The sequence below is a fragment of the Methylobacterium sp. J-076 genome (assembly GCF_022829405.1).
Taxonomy (GTDB): domain Bacteria; phylum Pseudomonadota; class Alphaproteobacteria; order Rhizobiales; family Beijerinckiaceae; genus Methylobacterium.
The window spans coordinates 13,826-32,428 of record NZ_JAKSXW010000020.1 but is presented as its reverse complement, the minus strand read 5'-3'; the positions used below and the strand labels follow the sequence as shown (position 1 = coordinate 32,428).

The following is an 18,603-nucleotide window of genomic DNA, read 5'->3' as shown; positions in this document are numbered from 1 at the left end:
GTTTGCCGCGGGGTGGAGCAGTCCGGTAGCTCGTCAGGCTCATAACCTGAAGGTCGTTGGTTCAAATCCAACCCCCGCAACCAAATCCCACACCACCACACCCGCCCCGTCGAAAGACAGGGCGGGTTTTTTCGTGCGCGCTCGATGGCGGCAGAACAGGCCCACGAAGGGGTGACGGGTTTGCGGCGTCTTCGAACCGTGCTGGGCTGAGCCCCACGGCCTGTCGCCGGGTGAGACCCCGCCGACCTTTTCACCTCACATCCCCGGATCCCCAATGCCATCGCGAGCCTTCGCAGGATCGCTGCCGGACCGCCCTCCCCCATGGCGGCAGTGTCCCCGGATGGGATCGACCTCGCCAACCTGCACAACTGTAGATTTAACAATAATATCTACTGCACTTGCAAATCGAATATTTGAGTTTGCAGATATAATAGTTCCCACACGCTTGGATTTGCGCTAGTTCGCTGTGCGGGGCAGCCTGTTGTGCCGTCCGTGTGCAAAAGGGTTGGCCGAAATGGGCTGTTCGCCGCCGCTCACCAATCCACCCCCCATTCGCCAGCGGACCCGTAGGTCATGACGATGCCGATCCTCGTGACGGGAGGGGCTGGATTTCTGGGGTCGCACCTCTGCGATCGGTTGATCGCTCGTGGAAACGACGTCGTCTGTGCCGACAACTATTTCACCGGGGCCAAGCGAAACATCGCCCATCTGGCGGCGGAACCCCGGTTCGAGTCCCTCCGGCACGACATCACCTTCCCGCTCTACGTGGAAGTGAAACAGATCTTCAATCTCGCCTGCCCGGCCTCGCCGATCCACTATCAGGTCGATCCGGTCCAGACGACGAAGACGTGCGTCGTCGGCGCGACCAACATGCTCGGCCTCGCCAAACGGGTGAAAGCCCGGATCCTCCAGGCATCGACCTCCGAGGTCTATGGCGACCCGATCGTCCATCCGCAGGCGGAGGGGTACTGGGGCAACGTCAACCCGATCGGGCCACGCGCCTGCTACGACGAGGGGAAGCGCTGCGCCGAGACGCTGTTCTTCGATTACCGGCGCCAGTACGGGCTCGACACCAAGGTCGTGCGCATCTTCAACACCTACGGCCCCCGGATGCGGCCCGACGACGGCCGGGTCGTGAGCAACTTCATCCTGCAGGCCCTGCGCGGCGAGCCGATCACGATCTACGGGGACGGGCAGCAGACCCGCAGCTTCTGCTACGTGGACGACCTCATCGAGGCGATGATCCGGGTGATGGATCAGCCCCCCGAGTTCGGCGGCCCGATCAATATCGGCAACCCGGCGGAGTTCTCGATCCTCGAACTGGCCGAATGCGTGCTGCGGCTGGTGGGCTCCCGGAGCCGGATCGTCCACCGTCCCCTGCCCATCGACGACCCCCGGCAGCGCAGGCCCGAGATCGAGCTGGCCCGCACGCATCTCGGCTGGCAGCCGAAGGTGCAGCTGGAAGACGGTCTGCGGGAGACGATCCGCTACTTTCGATCCCTGATGGACTGACCGTGAACGCCACACCGATCCCCGAGGCCCCCGTCGCCCAGCCGGTCCAATCCGGCGCAGTGCAGGTTCAGGAGGCGCGCCGCAGGGCCCTCTCGGCCATGCGCGCTCCGGCGCAGATGAAGATCATCTGCATCGACATCACCAACAAGTGCGACCTCGGCTGCTCCAACTGCACCCGCCTGCTGGTCAACCAAGACAAGCATTGGGACATGTCGCCGGACAACTTCCGGCTCGCCCTCCGAAGCCTCCGGGGATACCCCGGCACGATCGCCGTCATCGGTGGCAATCCGTGCATGCATCCGAAATTCGCGGAGTTGTGCGAGATCTTCGTCGAGGAGGTGCCGGACAAGGGGCAGCGCGGTCTCTGGACCAACAACGTCTTCAAACATGCGGAGCTCAGCATGGAGACGTTCGGGGTCTTCAACCTGAACCCGCACAACAGCGCGCGCGGTGTGGAATCCCTGAAGCCCCTGAAGGATCTCGGGTGGTACCACGGGGGCCATTCCGACCACTCGTCGCTGCTGGCCGCGATTCAGGATCTCTACGAGCCGGTGGAGATGTGGGAGCGCATCGGCCGCTGCGACGTCAACCAGAACTGGTCGGCCTCCATCGTCCAGGTGCGCGGGGGCCTGAAAGCCTATTTCTGCGAAGTGGCCGCCGCCTTCGATCTCGCCCGGGGCGGCGAGCATGGGATGGACGTCGTCCCCGGCTGGTGGGAGCGGCCCTTGGATGACTTTCACGGACAGGTGGACCGGTTCTGTCCCGGCTGTGGCGTGCCCGCCAAGGTGAAGGGCCATCTCGATCACGATGAGATCGACACGTATTCCCACACCAATGCCGATCTCGCCGAGAGGTCGGCCAAAAAGAAAAATCGCAAAGTCGTCAAAGTTGATCGTTCCACATTCAAGAATATCGCGGATATCCCTGTGACGTCTTATTCCTCCTACCTGCGGCAGCAGGGTCCCCACATCTTCATCGTGACTCCCTACTACCAGGAGTCCCTCGACGTTCTGCGGCGGTGCCACGAGAGCGTGATGGCGCAGCAAATCGAGGCGCGTCTCACCCACGTGATGATCGCCGACGGACATCCCCGCGAGGAGATCGATGGCTGGGATGTCCTGCATGTCAGGTTGCCGAAGGCGCATGGCGACAACGGCAACACGCCCCGCGCCATCGGAACGGTGATCGCGGAGACCAACGGCGCGGAGTTCATGGCGTTTCTGGACGCCGACAACTGGTACTATCCGGATCATCTCTCCAGCATGCTCGAGGCCATGCGCGAGACCGGGGCGAGCGTCGCCTGTTCGTGGCGGCACTATTTCGGGCCCGACGGGGAGCAGATCCCCGTCGTGGAGCAGGACGAAATGGAATTGCGGCACGTGGATACGAGCTGCATCGTGCTCTCGCGCGCCGCCTTCGAGGTGAACCAGCTCTGGTCCAGCATGCCGCGGATCCTCACGCCGTGGTGCGACCGGGTCTTCATGACCGGCCTCCGCCATCGGCGGCACGTGCAATGCTACACGCGCAAGAAGACCGTCGCCTTCACGACGATCTACACGCGGCATTTCCTCGATCTGAACCTGCCGCCGCCCGCCAACAGCAAGATGCCGCCGGACGACGCGATGCTCGCCTACCTGCAGTCCCTCGAGGGGGTCCAGGAGACCGTGCGCCGGATGGGGTTCTGGCCCCTGGCGATCTGACCAGGACCGACTGAGGGTTCACGTCAGAGGGCCAGGTCGAAGGACCCGCGTGTCGGGGTGGATGCCCCGACACGCCGCGCAGAGGGGCCGGCCTTCCGGCCCCCTACTCCGCCGCCTGCGCGAGGTACGCGGTGGGATCGTAGTTGAGGATCGGGCCGAGCCACCGCTCCACCTCCACCACGTCCATGCCCTTGCGCCGGGCGTAATCCTCGACCTGATCGCGCTCGACCTTGGCGACGCCGAAATAGTGCGAGTCCGGATGGGCAAGGTAGAGGCCTGACACCGAGGAGCCCGGCCACATGGCGTAGGACTCGGTGAGCTTCACACCGATGCGGCGCTCGGCCTTCAGGAGGTCGAACAGGGTGGTCTTCTCGGTGTGGTCGGGCTGGGCCGGGTATCCGGGGGCCGGGCGTATGCCGGCATAGGGCTCCCCCGCCAGGTCGGCCGGGCCGAAGGTCTCATCGGTGGCGTAGCCCCAGAACTCCCGGCGGACGCGCTCGTGCATCCGTTCGGCGAAGGCCTCGGCGATCCGGTCGGCCAGCGCCTTCACGAGGATCGCCCCGTAATCGTCGTTGGCGCGCTCGAACCGCTCGGCGATCCGCACCTCCTCCAGGCCCGCCGTCACCACGAAGGCGCCGACGTAGTCCGCAATGCCCGTCTCCGCCGGGGCGACGAAGTCGGACAGGCAGAGGTTGGGGCGACCGTCCCGCTTCGACAGCTGCTGGCGCAGGCCGTGGAGGGTGGCGAGGCGGTCGCTGCGCGATTCGCCCGTGTAGAGCACGATGTCGTCGCCGACGCTGTTGGCCGGCCAGAAGCCGATCACGCCCTTGGGATTGAACCAGCGCTCCGCGACGATCTTCTGCAGCATCTCCTGCGCGTCCTCGTAGAGGGCGCGGGCGGCCGGGCCCTGCTCGGGGTCGTCGAGGATCGCCGGGAAGCGGCCCTTGAACTCGTAGGTCTGCAGGAACGGCGTCCAGTCGATGTAGGGCACGAGGTCCGCGACCTCGTAGGAGCCGAACACGCGGGCATCGGTGAAGGTCGGCTTCTTCGGCGCGTAGGCCGACCAGTCGGCCTTGAAGGCGTTGGCGCGGGCCTTGTCCAGGGGCAGCCTCAGCTTGTCGGCCTCGCCGCGGGCATGGGCCTTGGCGACCTTGGCGTATTCGGTGCGGATGGTCTCGATCGTGGGCCCCCGCGTCTCCTGCGAGAGCAGGCTCGACACGACGCCGACCGCCCGGCTCGCATCGTTGACGTAGACCACCTGGCCGCGTGCGTAGGCCGGGTGGATCTTCACGGCGGTGTGGACCCGGCTGGTCGTGGCGCCGCCGATGAGCAGCGGCACGTCGAAACCCTCGCGCTCCATCTCGCCCGCGACGTGGACCATCTCGTCGAGGGAGGGCGTGATCAGGCCCGACAGGCCGACGATGTCGACCTTCTCGCGCTTGGCCGTCTCCAGGATCTTGGCCGCCGGCACCATCACGCCGAGATCGATGATCTCGTAGTTGTTGCAGGCCAGCACGACGCCGACGATGTTCTTGCCGATGTCGTGGACGTCGCCCTTCACGGTCGCCATCAGCACCTTGCCGGCGGCCTGGCGCCGGCCGTCGCCGCCGTTGGCGCGCTTCTCCTCCTCCATGAACGGTTCGAGGTAGGCGACCGCCTGCTTCATGACGCGGGCGGACTTCACCACCTGCGGCAGGAACATCTTGCCGGCGCCGAACAGATCGCCGACCACGTTCATGCCGGCCATCAACGGGCCCTCGATGACGTGGAGCGGGCGCTCGGCCCCGGCGCGGGCCTCCTCGGTGTCGGCGACGATGTACTCGGTGATGCCGTTGACCAGGGCGTGTTCGATGCGCTTGGCCACCGGGGCCTCGCGCCAGGAGAGGTCGGCGGTGCGTGCCTGGGCCGAGGCGCCGCTCTTGAACCGCGCGGCGGCCTCCAGCAGGCGCTCGGTGGAATCCTCGCGGCGGTTGAGGACCACGTCCTCGCAGAGGTCGCGCAGCTCCGCCGGGATCTCATCGTAGACCGCGAGCTGGCCCGCGTTGACGATGCCCATGTCCATCCCGGCCTGGATGCAATGGTAGAGGAACACCGCGTGCATCGCCTCGCGCACCGGCTCGTTGCCGCGGAAGGCGAAGCTGAGGTTCGACACGCCGCCCGAGATGTGGGCGTGGGGCAGGGTCTCCCGGATGGTCTTCGTCGCCTCGATGAAGGCGACGCCGTAGCCGTTATGCTCCTCGATGCCGGTGGCGACGGCGAAGATGTTCGGGTCGAAGATGATGTCTTCCGGCGGGAAGCCGACCTGCTCGGTGAGGATCCGGTACGCCTTGGTGCAGATCTCGACCTTGCGCTCGTAGCTGTCGGCCTGGCCCTGCTCGTCGAAGGCCATCACCACCACCGCGGCGCCGTAGGAGCGGCAGACCTTGGCGGCTTCGATGAACGTCGCCTCGCCCTCCTTCATGGAGATCGAGTTCACGATGGGCTTGCCCTGGATGCACTTCAGCCCGGCCTCGATCACCTCGAACTTCGAGGAATCGACCATCACCGGCACCCGGGCGATGTCCGGCTCGGCGGCGACGAGGTTGAGGAACTCGACCATCGCCTTCTGCGAATCGAGCAGCCCCTCGTCCATGTTGACGTCGATGATCTGGGCGCCGGCGGCGACCTGATCGCGGGCGACGTCGAGGGCGGCGGCATAGTCGCCGTTGGTGACGAGCTTCCTGAACTTGGCCGAGCCGGTGACGTTGGTGCGCTCGCCGACATTGACGAACGGGATCTCCTTCGTGAGCACGAAGGGCTCCAGGCCCGAGAGGCGCATCAGGCGCGGGATCTCGGGGATCTGGCGCGGGGCCTTGCCGGCCACCGCCTCGCTGATGGCGCGGATATGGTCCGGGGTGGTGCCGCAGCAGCCGCCGACCATGTTCACGAGACCGGCCTCCGCGAACTCGCCGACGAGGACGCCCATCGCCTCCGGGCTCTCGTCGTAGAGGCCGAACTCATTGGGCAGGCCGGCATTCGGGTAGGCGCAGACCAAGGTGTCGCACAGCCGCGACAGCTCGGCGATGTGGCCGCGCATCTCCCGGGCGCCGAGCGCGCAGTTGAGGCCGAAGGTCAGCGGATCGGAATGGCGCAGCGCGTTCCAGAACGCGGCGGGCGTCTGTCCCGACAGGGTGCGGCCGGACAGGTCGGTGATGGTGCCGGAGATCTGGATCGGCAGGCGGATGCCGGTCTCGTCGAAGACCTGCCACGCGGCAGCCACCGCCGCCTTGGCGTTCAGGGTGTCGAAGATGGTCTCGATCAGGATGAGTTCGGCCCCGCCCGCGATGAGGCCGCGGACCTGCTCGACATAGGCGGTCTTCACTTGGTCGAAGGTGACGGCGCGGAAGCCCGGATCGTTCACGTCCGGCGAGATCGACAGGGTGCGGTTCGTCGGGCCGATGGCGCCGGCCACGAAGCGGCGGCGGCCGTCCTGCCGCTCGGCGAGCCGGGCGGCCTCCCGGGCGAGGCGCGCGCCCTGCGCGTTCAGCTCGTGGACGATTCCCTCCATGCCGTAATCGGCCTGGGCGATGGTGGTGCCGGAGAAGGTGTTGGTCTCGCAGACGTCGGCGCCGGCCAGGAAGTAGTCGAGGTGGATCTGCCGGATCGCGTCCGGCTGGGTGAGGATCAGAAGGTCGTTGTTGCCCTTCTGGTCGTGCCCGTGGTCCTTGAACCGGCCGGCGCGGAAATCCTCCTCGGAGAGCTTCAGCCGCTGGATGACGGTGCCCATCGCCCCGTCGAGGACGAGGACTTTCTCCGCCGCGCGCCGGCGCAGGGCGTCGGCGATCTCGGGGCCATCGACGGGGGGGAAATCGGTCATGGTCGGTCCCAACAGACCACCTCGTCCTGAGGTGCCGAAGCGAAGCGGAGGCCTCGAAGGAGCCCTCCAGTGAGCGTGCGACCGCGCGAGCGCCCGGTCCCGAAGCCCGCGGTGCGGGGCCCCCGGGACGAGGGCGCGGGTCGAATGGGCGGCGTCAGGCCGCCTTCGCGGCGGCGATCGTGGGCGCCTGAGCCCGCAGGCCGAGGAGATGGCAGATGGCGTAGACGAGGTCGGAGCGGTTCATCGAGTAGAAGTGGAAGTCGTTGACGCCCTCATCGACCAGATCGAACACCTGCTCGGCCGCCACCGCGGCGGCCACGAGGCGGCGGGTCTCCACGTCGTTGTCGAGGCCCTCGAACCGGGCGGCGAGCCAGTAGGGCACCGAGGCGCCGGTGCGCCGGGCGAAGTTCGCCGCCTGCTTGAAGTTCTGCACCGTCAGGATGCCGGGGATGATCGGGATGGTGATCCCGGCGGCCCGGACCTTGTCGAGGTAGCGCAGGTAGATCTCGTTATCGAAGAAGAACTGGGTGATCGCCTGGTCGGCGCCGGCATCGACCTTGGCCTTCAGGGCGTCGATGTCCGCGTCGAGGGAGGCCGCCTCGGGGTGCTTCTCGGGATAGGCCGAGACGGACACCTTGAAGTCGCCGATGCGCTTGATCCCGGCCACGAGGTCCGCGGTGGTGGCGTAGCCCTCCGGGTGGGGTCGGTAGGCATGGCCGACACCCTCGGCCGGATCCCCGCGCAGGGCCACGATGTGGCGCACGCCCGCATCCCAGTAGGACTGCACCACCGCGTCGATCTCCGCGCGGGTGGCGTCCACGCAGGTCAGGTGGGCGGCGGGCTTGAGGGTGGTCTCGCGCACGATCCGGGCGACGGTGTTGTGGGTGCGTTCGCGGGTGGAGCCCCCCGCGCCGTAGGTCACGGAGACGAATTTCGGCTGGAGCGGTGCCAGCCGCTCGATGGAGTTCCACAGGATGGTCTCCATCTCCTCCGTCTTGGGCGGGAAGAATTCGATGGAGACGCGGATCGGATGGTAGCCGTCGCGGCTGGCGCGTGTGTGGTGGCGCATGGTGTTCGCTTCTCCTCGTCCTCAAGATCCGACGGTTCGGACGACTGACCCGTTCAATCCACGATCGCCCGGCCTTTCCCGCCGGGCTGTCCAGATACCCTTCAGGCCACCGCGCGGCCGGCGGGCGGCATCGCCGCCCAGGCCGGATCGCGGGCCGGCCGTGCCGCCTGCCCTTCCTCTTCCGCGAGCCACAGCGTCACGGTGAGCTGGCCGGAGGCCGTCGGCGCCAGATCGCTGGCGGTGACGGCGGGCAGCCCGGCCTCGGCGAGCCATCCGGCGATCTGCTCCGTGGAGAAGCCGAGCCGGCGGTGCGCCTGGGCGGTGCGCAGGAATTCGAGGTCGTGCGGGGCGAAATCGACCACCAGCAGGCGCCCCCCCGGCGAGACGAGGCGGGCGGCCGCCTTCAGCGCCCGCGCCGGGTCGTCGAGGTAATGCAGCACCTGATGCACGATCACGAGGTCGAAGCCCGCCCGGGCGAAGGGAGGGGCGTGGATGTCGCCCTGCCGCAGCTCCACCCGCGCGAGGCCCTGCCGCTCCAGGTTGGCCCGGGCGACGGACAGCATCGCATGGCTCGAATCGAGCCCCACCGCCCTCCCCGCCAGGGGCGCCAGCAGCCCGAGGATCCGGCCGGTGCCGGTGCCGAGGTCGAGCAGGCTGCCGATGGGGCGCGTCCCCAGGGCTTCGAGCACGGCGGCCTCGACGGTCGCCTCCGGCACGTGCAGGGAGCGCAGCTCGTCCCATTTCGGTGCCAGCCGGGCGAAGAAGGTCTGCGCCGCCTCGGAGCGCTGCATCCGCACGGCGTCGAGCCGCGCCCGGTCCTCCGACAGGGGCGGGGCTGCCCTGTCGAGCCCGGCGACCAGCGGGTCCACCGTCTCGGCCCTCCCCTCCGCGAGGCGGAAGAAGGCCCAGGCGCCCTCCCGGTGGCGCTCCACCAATCCGGCCTCGACAAGGAGCTTCAGGTGGCGCGAGATGCGCGGCTGGGACTGCCCCAGGATGTCCGTGAGGTCCGAGACCGAGAGCTCACCCTCGGCCAGCAGGGCGAGGATGCGCAGGCGCGTCTCCTCCGCCGCGGCACGCAGGACGGCCAGGGCTTGCGGAAAGGGGACCGACCCCCCCTCTTGCCGGCGTTCGATAGACATAAAGATATCTTTATATGCGTCCTCGAGCGGGTGCAAGCATGAATTGGGGGCCGCCGCGCCGCCTTTGCGTCCCAGGGCCTTCGGCCGCGCCTGCGGGGCGCGCGGGGCGAACGGATCTGGCGCCGACGGCCCACACCTGATCTCCCCGAGCCGAACGAGGCGGGAGGGCCGCGCCGGCCCCCTGCCCCGCTGGAACCGGCGGCGAAGGCGTGCTCTTCTCCCTGGGACAGGGCCACCCCGTGAGGCAGCTTCGTGTTTGGCATCTTCCGCACCCTGGGCCTCGCGCTCGGCCTCCTCGGCGGCGCGGTGGCGGCGCAGGCCCCCGAATTCGCCCAGCAATACGCCCAGCGCCTGGGCGGCGCGGTGGACGAGCTGCGCCGGGAGATCGCGACCCTCGAATCCGACGCGCGGGCCAATGGCACCACCCGGGACGGCGCGGTGGAGCGCCTGCGCACCAATCCGGACGGGCTCGTCGCCCGGCGGGGCGAGGCGGCGCAGGCCGACATCGCCCGCCTCGCCCGCCTCTCGGCGCAGCAGCAGGCCCTCACCGAGGCGGCGAGCCCCCTGGGGCGCACGGTGGCGGTGGTCCGCGACCCCGACATGGCCATCGCCCAGGCGACCCTGCACGCGTACCAGCCGGCCGTGCCGACCACGGCGGACGGGCTCGCGGCGGGCCTCGTCGGGTTCTTCGCCGCCTGGGGCGGCTGGCGCGTTCTCTCCGATGCCGGAATGCGGGCGGCGCGGCGCCGGCCGAGGCAGCCGGCCACGGCGGCGTGACCGGTGTCGCAGCCCCGGTCCGGCACGGGGTGACGTGAGAGCTGGCGGAAGGTGTTGCCGCGCGTCTACAGCCGTGCGCCCGCCGCTTGCTTATCGAGCCGGGATCCGTTCCCTCCGGATCGGAAAGGGCGCACCATGCCACGCGCGTCGACCCAAACGATCGACCCCGCCCTCGATGCCGCGGCGCTGCTGCGCCGCGTCGGCTTCTTCGGGCTGTTCGTCATCATCCCCGTCCTGGCGCAGGTCGCGCGCCGGGCCGCGGTGATCCTCGCGCCCATCGCCGTCGTCCTGCTGCTCATCGCCAGCGGGATCGACCGGCGCCAGCGGCCGATGACCCCGGCCATCCGCCGCCTGCTGACGGCCCCTGCCTTCCTGGCGGGCACGTTGGTCATCCTGTGGTCGGCCATGTCGCTGGCCTGGACGCCCTTCCTCGGGCCGGCGGGCGAGCGGCTCGCCAACCTCGTCGCCACCATCGCCCTCGGGCTCACGGCCTACCTGGCCTTGCCCGACCGGATGCGCTCGGCCAACCTCTACCTCCTGCCCCTGGGCGTGACGGCGGGCGCCATCGTGGCCATCGTCCTCGGCGTCTTCAGCGCGCGGATCGCCCCCGGCGCGGAGGATGACGGCGCCCTGGACCGGGGGCTGGTCCTGCTGATCCTCCTGCTGTGGCCCGCCCTGGCGTGGCTGCGCTCCCGGCGCCGCGACCGGGAGGCCCTGGTCGTCGCCCTGCTCGTCGCCGCGGCCCTCACCGTGCAGCCGGACGCGACGCAGATCGCCGCGCTGGCGGTGGGCGCCCTCGCTTACGCCCTGACGAGCCTTCGTCCGAAGCCCGGCGTGGCTCTCACGGCCTGGGTGAGCGCGCTCCTGCTCGCCACCGCGCCGATCCTGCCGTTCCTGGCGCGGCCGGTCGCCTCCGCCCTGTTCGGGCCGCTGAGCCCCGCCGCCCTGTCCCTCAAGAGCTGGCAGCGGGTCGTGACCAGCGAGCCGGTGCGCCTCGTCACCGGCCACGGGCTGGAGACCGCCCTGCGCGGGCGCCTCGTCGGGCTCGTGCCGGCCAACGCCCCGACCACGGCCCTGTTCGAGTTCTGGTACGAGCTCGGCATCGTCGGCGCCTTCGCCGCGTCCTTCGCCCTCTACGCCTCCATCCGCCGCGCGGGGCGCGACGCGCCGGCCCTGGTGCCCGGCGCCATGGCCTGCTTCGCCAGCGCCTTCGCCGTGGCCTGCCTCGGGGTCGGGCTCACCACGGTCTGGTGGCTGGCCACCCTCGCCATCGCGGTGATGGTCTTCATCACCGTGGAGCGCGGGCAGTTCCGCACCAGCCGCCCCAAGGTGGCGCGCCTGCGCCGCCTGAGGGAGGACGGGGCGGCCGGTCCCGTCGCCGAATAGGGCGGGGCGCCGGGACCGGCCGGGGATGCGTCAGTCGACGACCCGGAGGGAGACGTAGGTCGTCCCACCCATGCCGAGCGCCCGGGCCGAGCCGCGGGACAGGTCGATGATGCGCCCGTGGATGAACGGCCCGCGGTCGTTGATCCGGACGACCACCGAACGGCCGGTGCGACGGTTCTCGACGCGCACCCGCGTGCCGAACGGCAGGGAGCGGTGCGCGGCCGTCAGGCCGTTGGGGTTGTACCGCTCGCCGCTCGCGGTGCGGTGTCCGCTGCCGTACCAGGAGGCGGTGCCGCTCTGTGCGGCGGCGGGGGAGACTGCGCCCGAGGCGGCAGCCAGCATTCCGAAGACGGCGGCGAACTTCCCGAAACCAACCATCATTGTTCTGCGCATTCCCTTGTTGTGAACGGGGCGGCGCCAGTCGTTTGAGAAACGGGCTGCAATAAGGCGTGGATTTTCCGGTCTTCAATGACATAAATCTGACACATTGAAGCTGATCGCAGCGCTTACATGCGGCTGATCTTGGGTCGATTGGGGCGTATAATAAAAAATACTCGGCGCGAATGCTGCGGAAGTATCGCGATAGATTAGCAACGCGGGCCGAAAAGGCGGCCGGGATACGATCATTGTCCTAGCTCTGCGCATGGCGAAGGGCTGCGTCCCGCTGGCGGGGAAGCTTGACCGTTGAACCGGGCGCCTCGCGCGGCGGGCATGACGGAGTGATCGAAGTGGGCGCGGGACGGGCCGCGCGGCCCGGCGGGTCAGAACGGGACGCCCCGTGGGGAACGGCCTGAACGCGGTTTTTACCGTAGCTGACGCATGGTCAGCCGGTCAGTCGCGTAACCGGTGTGTCTCATGGCTTCCCAGCGTACCGTGGCAGCCGACGCCTTCGCCCGGAAACAGGTCTCGCGTGCCGGGCGGCCCGCGTCGGCGTCACGGATGGGGCTTCCAGCCCAGCCGTCGCCCATCAGGTCCACGGGCCTGCCACTCGACACGGTGCTGGTCGGCGACTGTATCGCCGCCATGAACGCCCTGCCCGCGTCCAGCGTCGACTGCGTGTTCGCGGACCCGCCCTACAACCTCCAGCTCGGAGATGCCGGGCTGCTGCGTCCCGACCAGAGCCGGGTCGACGCCGTCGATGACGCCTGGGACAAGTTCGCGAGCTTCCCCGCCTACGACGCCTTCACCCGCGAATGGCTCGCCGCCGCACGGCGGGTGATGAAGCCGAACGCGACCCTCTGGGTGATCGGTTCATACCACAACATCTTCCGGGTCGGCAGCGTCCTTCAGGATCTCGGTTACTGGATCCTCAATGATATCGTCTGGCGCAAGGCCAATCCGATGCCGAACTTCCGCGGCAAGCGGTTCACCAATGCTCACGAGACGCTGATCTGGGCGTCGCGCTCGGCGGAGTCGAAGGCCTACACCTTCCATTACGAGGCGTTGAAGGGGGGCAACGAGGACCTCCAGATGCGCTCGGACTGGTTCATCCCCCTCTGCACCGGGGACGAGCGGCTGAAGGACGAGGGGGGCCGCAAGGTCCACCCGACGCAGAAGCCCGAGGCCCTGCTCGCCCGCACCCTCCTCGCCGCCACCAATCCCGGCGACGTGGTGCTCGACCCGTTCTTCGGCACCGGCACCACCGGCGCCGTCGCCAAGCGCCTCGGCCGCCGCTTCATCGGCATCGAGCGCGACCCCGGCTACGCCGCGGCGGCCCGGGCGCGGATCGCCGGCGTGGAGGTCCTGTCGCAGGCCGCTCTCCTCGTGGCGCCGACCAAGCGCGCCGAGCCGCGGGTGCCGTTCCTCTCCGTGATCGAGGCCGGCCTCGTCCGGCCCGGCGAGACCCTGTGCGACGAGCGCAACCGGTTCCGGGCCACGGTGCGGCCGGACGGCCAGCTCGACAACGGCCTCGTCATCGGCTCCATCCATAAGATCGGGGCCCTGGTCCAGGGCCTGCCGGCCTGCAACGGCTGGACCTTCTGGCACGCCGAGCGCGGCGGGGAGCGGGTCTCGATCGATGCGTTCCGCACCGAGATCCGCGCCGGGATGGGCGGGGCCTGAGAGGCCGGCCGGGACGCTCGTATCCTCCTGCCCACGCCCTCCTCCTTCGGGGCGGCTCACGCCGCACCTCAGGACGAGGGCGTGGATAGGGTCGTCGGTCCGGCGTTCGGCACGTTCCGAGACCTATTCACGCGCCTTCGGCCCACCCTTCCGCGGCGGCGCGGCGGCGATGGGCCGGCGGGACAGCACCTTCGGCAGGGGCGCCCGGCGGGGCGGAGGCTCGGCCGGCGGCGGCGTGGCGAGGTCCGGTTCCGGGGCGGGCGCCGGGGCCGTGGGCACGGCGAGCTTCTGCTCGAGCGCGTGGGCCAGCACCTTCTTCATCGCCCCGGGCAGGGGTTCGTCCGCCATCGCGGCGGGGAGCGTGAAGCGCATCCCCTCCGGTGCGGGCGTCCCGGCCGCGACCCGGGCGGAAAAGACCGTCAGCTCCAGCGGGAAATGCGTGAAGACGTGCCGCACGATCCCCGGCAGCCGCTTCCAGCGGGCGTCGAGGGGGGCGTCGAGGAGCGCCTGGGCATAGTCGTAATCCGGGTGCCACTCGCTGGTGGGCGGCTCGGCCATGGCCCCGAGCAAGCCCGTGGGCGGCCGGGTGCGGAGCAGGATCGCCCCGTCCCCGGACCGCTGCACCACGAAGGCGGCGCCCCGGCGCAGGGCCCCCGCCTCGCGCTTCACCTTGCGGGGGAAGGTCTCCTGCATCCCCTCCTTGCGGGCGCGGCAGGGCTGCATCCACGGGCAGAGGGCGCAGGCCGGGCGCCTGGGCGTGCACAGGGTCGCGCCCAGGTCCATCACCGCCTGCGCGAAATCCCCCGGCCGCTGCTGCGGCACCAGCGATTCGGCGAGGCTGCGCAGGGCCGGGCGGGCGGCGGGCAGCGGCTGCTCCACGGCGAAGAGGCGCGAGACGACCCGCTCGACGTTCCCGTCCACCGCGGCGGCCGGTCGGTCGAAGGCGATGGCGGCAATGGCACCGGCCGTGTAGGCGCCGATGCCCGGGAGCTTGCGCAGGCCCTCCACCGTATCCGGGAAGGCCCCCGCCGCCGCCACGGACCGGGCGCAGGCGTGCAGGTTGCGCGCCCGGGAGTAGTAGCCGAGCCCCGCCCAGGCGCTCATCACCGCCTCCTCCGGCGCGGCGGCGAGGCTGGCGACGTCGGGGAAGCGTGCGAGGAACCGGGCGAAGTACGGCTTCACCGCCGCGACGGTGGTCTGCTGCAGCATGATCTCCGACAGCCACACCCGGTAGGGATCGGCCGCGGCGCCCGGCAGGGCGCGCCAGGGCAGCACCCGGCGGTGGCGGTCGTACCAGACCAGCAGGTCGGCCGCGTCCGGTCCCGGATCCGGCTTTGAGTGTGACGCCGCGGGCGTTACCATGCGGGGGCCTTAACCGGTTTTTCGCGCCGGCGGGAGCAGGTTTTCGGCGACCGGACACGACGGCACCGATGGCACGACCGAAACCCCTCGCCGAGCTGATCGATTCCTGCATCGGCCCCGCCTTCGCCGCGCAGGGCTTCGCCTCCACCGACATCCTGGCCGCCTGGCCGGAGATCGTGGGTGAGCGGCTGGCCCGCTACTGCCGCCCCGCCAAGCTCGAATGGCCCCGCCGTCGGCGCGGCAGCGAGGAGGGCGGCGGGCCGGAGCCCGGCACGCTGGTCGTGCGCGTCGAGGGCGTCTTCGCCATCGAGTTGCAGCACCTCGCGCCCGTCGTGGTCCAGCGCATCAACGCCCATTACGGCTGGGCCTGCGTCGGCAAGATCGTGCTCAAGCAGGACCGGGTCGGCCAGCGTGCCGCCGCCGGGCCCGTCCGCGGGGTCGATCCGGCCCGCCGGGGCGAGGTGGCCAAGGCCGTGGCCGGCATCGAGGATGCCGGCCTGCGGGAGGCCCTCGACCGGCTCGGCATCGCCACCGTGGCGACCGCCGGGGCGCCCTCCCCCGGGGCCGGACCCGGCGGAAAGCCGAGGCGCTGAGGCGGGCCCAGCGCCGTCGCGTCGCCTTGCCAGCCCCTCCGTCCCCGGATACCCGGTTGTGCGAACGAAGAACACCATCCGGCGGGAGGCATCACGCCATGACCACGCGACGCGACGCACTGAAGCTCACCGGCCTCGTCACCGCCGGCCTCGCCCTGCCGGGTTTCGTGGCCCCCGCCTTCGCGGACACGATCGACAACGCCGTCCTGATGCAGGCCGGCCCGCTGGGCGACGTCTGGCTCGGCCCGGCGGACGCCAAGTGCACGATCATCGAATACGCGTCGATGACCTGCCCGCACTGCGCGAAGTTCCACAAGGAGACCTGGCCGGAGTTGCGCCAGCGCTACGTCGACACCGGCAAGGTGCGGTTCACCCTGCGGGAGTTCCCCCTCGATCCCCTCGCCACCGCCGGCTTCATGCTGGCCCGCTGCGAGGGCGACAAGATGTATTACCCGGTCACCGACCTGCTCTTCGACCAGCAGGCCGGCTGGGCCTTCACGCAGAAGCCCGTCGACAACCTGGAGCAGATGCTCAAGCAGGCGGGCTACACCAAGGAAAAGTTCGAGGCCTGCCTGAAGAACGAGAAGATCTACGCCGGCATCAACGCCACGAAGCAGCGGGGGCTCGACGTGCTCAAGGTCGATTCGACCCCGACCTTCTTCATCAACGGCACGCGCTACACCGGCGAGATGACCCTCGAGGCGATGGAAAAGGTCATCAAGCCGATCCTCGACGCCTGAGCACTCGGCCGCGACGCGGGCGCAAAAACCCGAGGCCCGGAAACGGACCCGAAACGCCCGATCTTGTAATGATTGCAAAGAGTTAGGACGATGTGGGGGCGCCTTGACACCCAAGGTAGGCGAAACTATGGTGCGCCCCGCTTGCAGGGGGCTTCCAGCAGTTTCCGGATCCGACAGTCCCGAGGGTTAGAGCCGTGAACGGCGACGACGCGAGGGGTGGAAACGGGGATGCGGGCGAGCCGCCGGAAGGCGACCTCTCCGCGAGGCTCAGGCGTCTCGAAGCGCAGATCGAACGGAAGCGACCCTCGGTTGCTCCCGCCACCTCTGCGCGTCCTCGGGACACTGACCGCACCCCGCTCGGGCAGGCGATGACGCTCTCCACGGAGTTCGTCGCCGGCGTGATTGCGGGGGGCGTCCTCGGCTGGATCGCCGATCATCTCCTGGGGACGAAACCCTGGGGAATGATCGTCCTCCTGCTGCTCGGATGCGTGGCGGGCTTCTACAACGTGATGCGGGCCTCCGGGTTCGCCGGTTCGCGCCCCGGTCGGCGCGACGGGGCGGACCGGTAGGGCCCTCCCGACGGACGAAGCGGGCGCCGGCATCGGCGCCGGAGAGACAAGAGAAGGGCGGGAGCGGGCATGGCGGTCACGATCGACCCGATTCACCAATTCGAGCTGAAGTCCCTGGTGCCGCTCGGCCATATCGGCCATCAGCAGCTCGCGTTCACCCAGTCCGCTCTGTACATGTTCGCTGCGGTGGGGGTCGTCGCCCTCATCACCATCGTCGCGACGGCGTCGCGGTCGGTCGTGCCGGGCCGCATGCAGTCGCTGGCCGAGGTGTTCTACGAATTCATCGAGGACACGCTGCACCAGGCGACCGGTGACGGCGGCAAGAAGTTCATGCCGCTGGTGTTCTCGCTGTTCATGTTCGTGCTGATCCTGAACCTGTTCGGCATGATCCCCTACGCATTCGCGGTGACGAGCCATCTCATCATCACCTTCGGCCTCGCGGCCCTGGTGATCAGCGTGGTGGTGGGCTACGGGGTGTACAAGCACGGCGCACATTTCTTCGGCCTGTTCGTCCCGTCGGGCGTGCCGAAGGTGCTCCTGGCGATCCTCGTCCCGATCGAGGTGATCTCCTTCATCTCGCGGCCGATCAGCCTCTCGGTTCGTCTGTTCGCGAACATGCTGGCCGGCCACATCGCGATGAAGATCTTCGCGTTCTTCGTGGTCCAGCTTCTTCTCGCCGGGGCCTGGAGCGTGTTATCGCCCCTCCCGCTGTTCCTGACGATCGCCCTGACCGCCCTCGAATTCCTCGTGGCGGCCCTTCAGGCCTACGTCTTCGCGACGCTCACGGCGATCTACCTGAACGACGCCCTTCACCCCGGCCACTGACTGGCCGGCTTCCCCGCCGCGAACCTCGCGCACGTTCTCGAGAAAGACCTCAGGAGTTACCATGGATCCCGTCGCTGCGAAGTACATCGGCGCCGGCCTCGCTTGCCTCGGCATGGCGGGTGCGGGCATCGGCCTCGGCAACCTGTTCGGTCAGTTCCTTGCCGGCGCCCTTCGCAACCCGTCCGCCGCCGATGGCCAGCGCGCCACGCTGCTCCTGGGCTTCGCCCTCACCGAGGCCCTCGGCATCTTCTCGCTGCTGATCGCCCTGCTGCTGCTCTTCGCCGTCTGATCGGCCCTCGCCGGGGCTGTCCCAGCCCCGGCCGAGGCGGCGCCCCGGCGCCGCCTTCCCACGGGAGGGTGGCGCCAGGCGCCGTCCTCCTCGTCGGCGCCCCCCGGCGCCCCCCGACGGTGTTTACTCGGACCGGTTAGATGGCGCAGCCGAACCCTCTCACGACGCCGCCTCCGGGCGCCGACACGCAGGTCGTGCCGGGCCATGTCGAGCACACGGAAGCGCATTCCGGCGCGTTCCCGCCCTTCGAGACATCGGGCTTCCTGGCCCAGATCATCTGGCTGGCCCTGGCCTTCGGCCTGCTCTACTACCTGATGGACAAGGTGGCCCTGCCCCGCATCCGGGGTATCCTCCACAACCGCGCCGAGCGGCTCCGCGCCGATCTCGATCAGGCGCAGGCGATGAAGTCCCAGGCCGATGCGGCCGGCGCCGCCTACGAGACCTCCCTGCGGGAGGCGCAGAACAAGGCCCGCGACATCGCGCAGGGCACCCGCAACGAGCTCAACGCCGAGGCCGAGGCCAAGCGGAAGATGCTCGAAGCCGAACTGAACACCAAGCTGGCCGCCTCCGAGGCCACCATCCGCAGCCGCACCGAGGCCGCGATGGGCAACGTCCGCTCCATCGCGGGCGAGACCGCCTCCGCGATCGTGGAGCGGCTGACGGGCCAAGCCCCCGACCAGGCGAGCCTCGACCGGGCGCTCGACGCCACGGCCCACTGACGGAGG

The 18,603-nt window shown here is 69.5% G+C and carries 16 protein-coding genes and 1 tRNA gene; 12 read left to right on the top strand and 5 right to left on the bottom strand.

All coding sequences use genetic code 11. The features are described 5' to 3' along the window. Window positions 1-6: 6 nt before the first annotated feature. The 3 genes from MKK53_RS01080 (at window position 7) to MKK53_RS25535 (ending at window position 3,212) form a co-directional block, all read left to right on the top strand. Window positions 7-83, top strand: a tRNA-Met gene (locus MKK53_RS01080). A gap of 490 nt (window positions 84-573) precedes the next feature. Continuing rightward, complete coding sequence (locus MKK53_RS01075) at window positions 574-1,512, top strand: UDP-glucuronic acid decarboxylase family protein (protein ID WP_243926026.1); 939 nt, start codon at window positions 574-576, stop codon at window positions 1,510-1,512. Between the two features lie 2 nt (window positions 1,513-1,514). After that, window positions 1,515-3,212: a glycosyltransferase gene (locus MKK53_RS25535; protein ID WP_243926024.1), complete on the top strand. Its 1,698-nt coding sequence runs from the start codon at window positions 1,515-1,517 to the stop codon at window positions 3,210-3,212. 103 nt (window positions 3,213-3,315) lie between these two features. Here the strand turns inward: MKK53_RS25535 and metH are convergent, their stop codons facing one another. From metH to MKK53_RS01055, 3 genes are all read right to left on the bottom strand, one after another. Beyond that, entirely contained in the window at window positions 3,316-7,068 is a 3,753-nt protein-coding gene (gene metH, locus MKK53_RS01065) for a methionine synthase (protein ID WP_243926022.1), read from the bottom strand. A gap of 154 nt (window positions 7,069-7,222) precedes the next feature. Continuing rightward, window positions 7,223-8,137, bottom strand: coding sequence for a methylenetetrahydrofolate reductase [NAD(P)H] (gene metF / locus MKK53_RS01060; protein ID WP_243926021.1), 915 nt, complete (start codon window positions 8,135-8,137; stop codon window positions 7,223-7,225). 101 nt (window positions 8,138-8,238) lie between these two features. Continuing rightward, window positions 8,239-9,276: an ArsR/SmtB family transcription factor gene (locus MKK53_RS01055; RefSeq protein WP_243926019.1), complete on the bottom strand. Its 1,038-nt coding sequence runs from the start codon at window positions 9,274-9,276 to the stop codon at window positions 8,239-8,241. A 252-nt stretch (window positions 9,277-9,528) separates the two neighbouring features. Between MKK53_RS01055 and MKK53_RS01050 the strand changes: the two genes are divergently transcribed. Next, window positions 9,529-10,053, top strand: a complete 525-nt coding sequence (locus MKK53_RS01050; RefSeq protein WP_243926017.1) for a DUF2937 family protein — start codon at window positions 9,529-9,531, stop codon at window positions 10,051-10,053. 135 nt (window positions 10,054-10,188) lie between these two features. After that, the gene (locus tag MKK53_RS01045; protein ID WP_243926015.1) at window positions 10,189-11,439 is read left to right on the top strand and encodes a peptide ABC transporter permease; all 1,251 of its coding nucleotides are present in this window, start codon (window positions 10,189-10,191) and stop codon (window positions 11,437-11,439) included. 30 nt (window positions 11,440-11,469) lie between these two features. On the opposite strand, the gene MKK53_RS01040 is transcribed toward MKK53_RS01045, so the two are convergent. Beyond that, on the bottom strand, window positions 11,470-11,820 hold the full coding sequence (locus MKK53_RS01040) for a septal ring lytic transglycosylase RlpA family protein (protein ID WP_243926013.1): 351 nt from the start codon (window positions 11,818-11,820) through the stop codon (window positions 11,470-11,472). Window positions 11,821-12,294: 474 nt separating this feature from the next. Between MKK53_RS01040 and MKK53_RS01035 the strand changes: the two genes are divergently transcribed. Beyond that, complete coding sequence (locus MKK53_RS01035; protein WP_279598752.1) at window positions 12,295-13,500, top strand: site-specific DNA-methyltransferase; 1,206 nt, start codon at window positions 12,295-12,297, stop codon at window positions 13,498-13,500. A 123-nt stretch (window positions 13,501-13,623) separates the two neighbouring features. Here the strand turns inward: MKK53_RS01035 and mutY are convergent, their stop codons facing one another. Continuing rightward, a complete protein-coding gene (gene mutY / locus MKK53_RS01030; protein WP_243926009.1) occupies window positions 13,624-14,862 on the bottom strand; it encodes an A/G-specific adenine glycosylase in 1,239 nt (412 codons plus the stop codon). Between the two features lie 68 nt (window positions 14,863-14,930). On the opposite strand from mutY, the gene MKK53_RS01025 reads away from it, so the two are divergent. The 6 genes from MKK53_RS01025 (at window position 14,931) to MKK53_RS01000 (ending at window position 18,597) form a co-directional block, all read left to right on the top strand. Next, the gene (locus MKK53_RS01025; RefSeq protein ID WP_243926007.1) at window positions 14,931-15,455 is read left to right on the top strand and encodes a DUF721 domain-containing protein; all 525 of its coding nucleotides are present in this window, start codon (window positions 14,931-14,933) and stop codon (window positions 15,453-15,455) included. A 98-nt stretch (window positions 15,456-15,553) separates the two neighbouring features. Continuing rightward, entirely contained in the window at window positions 15,554-16,195 is a 642-nt protein-coding gene (locus tag MKK53_RS01020; protein WP_243926005.1) for a DsbA family protein, read from the top strand. A 194-nt stretch (window positions 16,196-16,389) separates the two neighbouring features. Beyond that, window positions 16,390-16,764 carry an AtpZ/AtpI family protein gene (locus MKK53_RS01015; protein ID WP_243926003.1) on the top strand — a complete coding sequence of 125 codons (375 nt, stop codon included), beginning with the start codon at window positions 16,390-16,392 and terminating at the stop codon, window positions 16,762-16,764. A gap of 69 nt (window positions 16,765-16,833) precedes the next feature. Continuing rightward, window positions 16,834-17,589, top strand: coding sequence for a F0F1 ATP synthase subunit A (locus MKK53_RS01010; protein WP_243926001.1), 756 nt, complete (start codon window positions 16,834-16,836; stop codon window positions 17,587-17,589). A 61-nt stretch (window positions 17,590-17,650) separates the two neighbouring features. After that, window positions 17,651-17,878, top strand: coding sequence for a F0F1 ATP synthase subunit C (locus MKK53_RS01005; protein WP_007566773.1), 228 nt, complete (start codon window positions 17,651-17,653; stop codon window positions 17,876-17,878). A 140-nt stretch (window positions 17,879-18,018) separates the two neighbouring features. After that, window positions 18,019-18,597 (top strand): F0F1 ATP synthase subunit B', encoded by a 579-nt coding sequence (locus tag MKK53_RS01000; protein ID WP_243925999.1) that lies wholly within the window; start codon window positions 18,019-18,021, stop codon window positions 18,595-18,597. Window positions 18,598-18,603 lie beyond the last annotated feature (6 nt).